The organism is Sphingomonas sp. (assembly GCF_035758555.1).
Lineage (GTDB): Bacteria > Pseudomonadota > Alphaproteobacteria > Sphingomonadales > Sphingomonadaceae > Sphingomonas_B.
In genome coordinates this window covers 1-4,725 of record NZ_DASTXI010000211.1, presented here as the reverse complement: position 1 = coordinate 4,725, position 4,725 = coordinate 1, and the positions used below count along the sequence as shown (strand labels likewise).

General features: G+C 66.2%; 5 protein-coding genes. 4 read left to right on the top strand and 1 reads right to left on the bottom strand.

What is annotated here, in order from left to right; all coding sequences use genetic code 11:
- The first annotated feature begins 108 nt into the window (after window positions 1–108).
- The 3 genes from VFT73_RS12590 to VFT73_RS12580 are packed head-to-tail and all read left to right on the top strand — an operon-like array spanning window position 109 to window position 3,074.
- A complete protein-coding gene (locus VFT73_RS12590) occupies window positions 109–1,035 on the top strand; it encodes an ABC transporter ATP-binding protein (RefSeq protein WP_326411635.1) in 927 nt (308 codons plus the stop codon).
- Window positions 1,032–2,234 (top strand): ABC transporter permease, encoded by a 1,203-nt coding sequence (locus VFT73_RS12585; protein ID WP_326411633.1) that lies wholly within the window; start codon window positions 1,032–1,034, stop codon window positions 2,232–2,234. The genes VFT73_RS12590 and VFT73_RS12585 overlap by 4 nt, the downstream gene beginning before the upstream one ends.
- 27 nt (window positions 2,235–2,261) lie before the next feature.
- Window positions 2,262–3,074: a hypothetical protein gene (locus VFT73_RS12580; RefSeq protein WP_326411631.1), complete on the top strand. Its 813-nt coding sequence runs from the start codon at window positions 2,262–2,264 to the stop codon at window positions 3,072–3,074.
- On the opposite strand, the gene VFT73_RS12575 is transcribed toward VFT73_RS12580, so the two are convergent.
- Window positions 3,071–3,814, bottom strand: coding sequence for an isocitrate lyase/phosphoenolpyruvate mutase family protein (locus VFT73_RS12575; RefSeq protein WP_326411629.1), 744 nt, complete (start codon window positions 3,812–3,814; stop codon window positions 3,071–3,073). The two genes, VFT73_RS12580 and VFT73_RS12575, sit on opposite strands and share 4 nt — an antisense overlap.
- 93 nt (window positions 3,815–3,907) lie before the next feature.
- On the opposite strand from VFT73_RS12575, the gene VFT73_RS12570 reads away from it, so the two are divergent.
- A partial coding sequence (locus VFT73_RS12570) for a sensor histidine kinase (protein WP_326411627.1) occupies window positions 3,908–4,725 on the top strand: 818 nt, incomplete at its 3' end.

Below are 4,725 nucleotides of genomic sequence, written 5' to 3'. Positions count from 1 at the left end.
TTATGCACACGCCGCACCTACACCGTTCGGCCTGAGCTTGTCGAAGGCCTGCCTTTGATTTCTTTAGGAAAACCAGTGCTTCGACAGGCTCAGCACGAACGGACTGATATGCCCATCGCGGTCGAAGCGGTCGACCTTGTCAAGGATTTCGACGGCACTCGCGCGGTGGATGGCGTGAGCCTCCGTGTCCCCACCGGTTCCATTTATGGCCTGCTCGGCCCCAACGGCGCCGGCAAGACCACCGCGCTGCGCATGCTGATCGGGATCATCGATCCGTCGAGCGGCAGCCGCCGCGTGCTCGGCCGTGAGCGTCCGCTCGAAGCCGCGACAGAAGTCGGGTACCTGCCCGAAGAGCGCGGCCTCTACCCTTCAATGCACGCGCGTGACGCGATTGCGTTCATGGGTGCGCTTCGCGGGCTGCCACTGCAGGAAGGCCGGCGCCGCGCCGATGCGCTGCTTGACGAGCACAAGCTAGGCGACTGGGCCAGGAAGCCGATCCGCACCCTGTCGAAGGGTATGGCGCAGACGGTGCAACTGCTCGGCACCATCATCCATAAGCCGCGGCTAATCGTGCTCGATGAGCCTTTCGCAGGCCTCGATGCGATCAACCAGGCGCGCCTGGAGGAGCTGATCCGCCGGGAGGCGCGCGCCGGCGTCACCATCATCTTCTCGACGCACGTGATCGCCCATGCCGAGCGGCTGTGCGAGGAGGTGGCGATCATCGCCAAGGGCAAGGTCGCGTTCGACGGCGGAGTCGATGAGGCGCGCGCCAAGCTGAGCGCGATCGTTCGCCTGCGGACCCGCGCCAGCGACGGTCCGTGGCGATCCGCCTTTCCGGCCGGCGCGCGGCGGGAAGGCGACGAATGGGTTTTCGAGCTTCCCGCGTCGGGGCCGGAGCCACTGCTTCGGGCGCTCATCGACGGGGGCGCGGGAATTGAGACGCTGGCGATTGAGCGTCCCGGGCTGCACGACGCGTTTGTCGCGATTGCCGGCGATGCCGCCGCAGCCGCGATGGGGCAGGACAAGCCGCAATGATCCGCTTCCTCCGCTCGGCAATGGTCATCGCGCGCCGCGACTTCACCGCGACGGTGCTGTCGAAGGCGTTCATCTTCTTCCTGCTCGCCCCGCTATTCCCGCTGCTGATGGGCGGCGTATTCGGCGGGATCGGCGCGCGCGTCGCAACGCAGGCGCAGCGGCCGGTGATCGCGGTCGTCGCCCCGCGAGCGGAGTTCGCCGGCATTGCCGCCGCGCGGTCGAATCTCGCGCAGGCGACCAGCGATGACGCCGTGGTGCGGCTGGTCAATTATGCCCCGGAGACAGATCTTGCCGCCCAGCAGAAGCGGCTGCTCGCCTCGCGCAATCCGCCGATCCAGGCCGTGCTGACCGGCGCGTCGGACGATTTCCAGTTGGTCGGCGACGTCCACAAGGGCGATTCGACCGATAACCAGCTGCGGCTTATGCTCCACAACGCCGCCGCGGCTGAATCGGCCAGGCCGTCGCTGGAGGTCGAATGGATCAAGTCCAGCTCGCCCGGCTCGCTGGTCAAGGACCGCGCCGTCACCGCGCAGATCGGTCAGATGCTATTGTTCTTCCTGACCATCCTGCTGTCGGGCATGCTGCTTTCGCAGCTGATCGAGGAAAAATCGAACAAGATCATCGAGGTGATTGCCGCCGCGGTGCCGATCGACGCCTTGTTCGTCGGCAAGCTGTTCGCGATGCTCGCCGCGTCGGTCCTCGGCATCATCGTGTGGCTGAGCGCCGGGGCTTTGCTCATCCAGTTCATCAAGCAGGGCGGCGTCCAGACCTTGCCGCCGCCGGCGGTGGGCTGGCCCGGCTTCCTTCTGCTTTCGGTGGTCTATTTCGCGATGAATTACATGCTGCTCGGCGCGGCCTTCCTGACCATCGGCGCGCAGGCCTCGACCGTGCGCGAGGTCCAGACCATGTCGATGCCGATCACCTTCGGCCAGGTGCTGATTTTCGGCTTCGCCTCGACGGTCATCGGCTCGCCTGATTCCGCCGAAGGGCTGGCCGCAGCAGTGTTTCCGCTATCCTCGCCGATGGCGATGCTCGCCCGCGCGGCCGAGCAGCCCGACTGGTGGCCGCACCTCGTCGCCATTGCGTGGCAGGGGCTGTGGGTCGCGCTGATCCTGCGCACCGGCGCTCACATGTTCCGCAAGACGGTGCTCAAGTCGGGTCCGCGCACCCGTTGGTGGAAACGCAAGTCCGTGGCATAAAGCCGGCGCGCAGGGGGGCCGTGCGTCATGATGCTGTTCAAGCGCGTCGGCGAATCGTTCCGGCACATCGAAGATCGCGAATGGCTGCTGCTGATCCTTGAGACGCTAGGAGTACTCGCCGGAATCCTGATTGCGTTCGAGCTTCAGGAGTGGGCATCGCGCCGTGCCGATGCGGCGAAGCATCACCAACTGATGGAGCGGCTGTTCGAAGAGAGCGAGATGGACGTCGTCTTGCTCCGCAACTGGCAGAATGATCTTGCGAGCATCGTCGAGCCCGAAAAGGCATTCTCGGTTGCACTGGCGAAGGGCGACTGCCCTCCCGCAACTAAATGGGACGCGGTAAGCACCGTCAACATGATGCCGGCGGTGACGGCGCCGACCTCTGTTTATCAGGAACTGACGGGGGCAGGAGGCCTTTCGTCGGTGGACCGGCGCGATGTGCGGCTCGCGCTTGCCGAGTTTCACAGCACCCTCGACTGGGCCCAGAAGCAGGTCGACTTTTTCCGCGAAGCCCGGGTCACGCCGCTCGAACCATCCGACAGCCGAGTGCGGGTGGTGTTCGATCCGACCCGGGACGAGCCCGAAGTCTGGACGTTCGACCGTGCTGCGCTCTGCGCGGATCCGGCGTTCAAAAGCCGGATGGCCTCGGCCACGCGAGCGCACGTCGTCTATGCGGCGTACCAGACCGGCGTGGAAGTGGCCGCCGTCACAATGTGCGCGGCGCTGGGAGAGAGCATGGGCAAGAGCTGCACGCCGATGGGCCGGCCGTTGACCGGTCAAGACGCCGAAGTGGCGCAGAAGGTCGTCGCGAAGATGCGGCGGACGCCCGCGAAGACCTAATCGATCGCGTCGCGCGCCATTTCGGTCAGCTTCGCCATCAGTGCGCGGTGCGGGAAGGGGCCGTGGCTGATCCGGGCGACGCCGGCATCCGCCCAGACCTTCTTGTCCGGCGCGCCTGGGAAAGCGATGACGTTGAGCGGCAGCGGCACCTCGCGCACCACGCGCTCGATCTGCTTCGGATCCGACAGGCGCGGGACGAAGAAGCCGCTCGCCCCGGCATCCGCGAACGCCTTGCCGCGCTCGACTACCTTGCCGACCAGCGCATCGTCGTAGGTCTGAGTCTTCAGGAACAGATCGGTGCGTGCGTTGATGAAGAAATCGCTTCCGACCGCGCGGCGGATTGCTTCGATGCGCTTCACCTGCAGGTCGAGCGGGTGAAGCCCCTCGCCGCCGATCACCTGGTCCTCGAAATTGCAGCCGACCGCGCCCGTTTCCTTGAGCCGCGCCACATTCGCCGCGCCAGCTTTCGGATCCGCGGAATAGGCGCTTTCAAAGTCGACCGTCAGCGGCAGATCGACCGCATTTACAATTCTGCGGGCGTTGTCGAACACGTAGTCGAGGGGCACTTGCTGTGCGTCGCCGAACCCCGATGCGTCGCCGACCGGATGGCTCCCCGTCGCCAGCGCTTTCGCGCCCGCCGCGGCAACTGCCTGAGCGCTTCCCACGTCCCAGATGTTGTAGAGGACAACAGGATCGCCGGGCACGTGCAGCGCGGCAAAGGTTTCGAACTTTGTGGCCATACAAGCGCGCCTAGGCCGGTGCCGCCCCGCGCGCAATCGCTGGCGCGCGAACCTGCAAAGCCCTAGGTCGCGCGCGCCATGGCGGACAGGACAGTGGACACAGCGGCGCTCCTCGAGGGGCTCAGCGAGGCCGCGTTTGTCGCGGCCCATTCGCACGTAATTTCGGCCAATGCGGCGGCGCGGGCGCTGCTCGGCAGTGAGATCGAAGGGAAGGCCCTCGACGCTTTCCTCTCGCATCCCGCGGCGCTCGAAGCGCTTGAACGCCCAGGCGATGTCCCCGAAGAAGTCGAGCTGACCGGGCTCGATGGGTCGCGCCGGCATTGGCTGATGCGCACCGCACGGCTCACCGACAGCGCATGCCTCGTCCGCTTCCTCGACCGGAGTGAAGCCCGCGCCGCCGAGCAGATGCGCGTCGATTTCGTCGCCAATGCCAGCCACGAACTGCGCACTCCGCTGGCCACCCTGATCGGCTATACCGAGACGCTGCGCGAGCAATCGGACGAGCTCGACACCGCGACGCGCCAACGCTTCCTGGCCGTGGTGCACGACGAGGCACGCCGGATGCAGCGGGTCGTCGAAGACCTGATTTCGCTGTCCCGCATCGAAGCCGAGAAATTCACCGAGCCGACCGACGCGATCGACTTGGCGCCACTAATCGATTCGGCTGCCGCTAGCTTGCAGCGCGCCTCCGACGAGCGCCGATCGGCGCTGGTGCGCGCGGTCGATGACGGCCTTCCGCCAATCGCGGCGGACGGCAGTCAGATCCTGCAGCTGCTCGACAATCTCGTCACCAATGCGCTGCGCTACGGCGAGTCGGGAACTCCCGTCACCATCTCCGCCGCCGCCGAAGGCCCGATGGTCCATGTCGCCGTCGCGGATCGGGGAGAGGGGATTGCGCCGGAACATGTCGA

Bases quoted from the DNA above. Each gene is read 5' to 3' on its own strand.
- VFT73_RS12590 (WP_326411635.1), top strand. From the start codon at position 109: ATGCCCATCGCGGTCGAAGCGGTCGACCTTGTCAAGGATTTCGACGGC.
- VFT73_RS12585 (WP_326411633.1), top strand. From the start codon at position 1,032: ATGATCCGCTTCCTCCGCTCGGCAATGGTCATCGCGCGCCGCGACTTC.
- VFT73_RS12580 (WP_326411631.1), top strand. From the start codon at position 2,262: ATGATGCTGTTCAAGCGCGTCGGCGAATCGTTCCGGCACATCGAAGAT.
- VFT73_RS12575 (WP_326411629.1), bottom strand. From the start codon at position 3,814: ATGGCCACAAAGTTCGAAACCTTTGCCGCGCTGCACGTGCCCGGCGAT.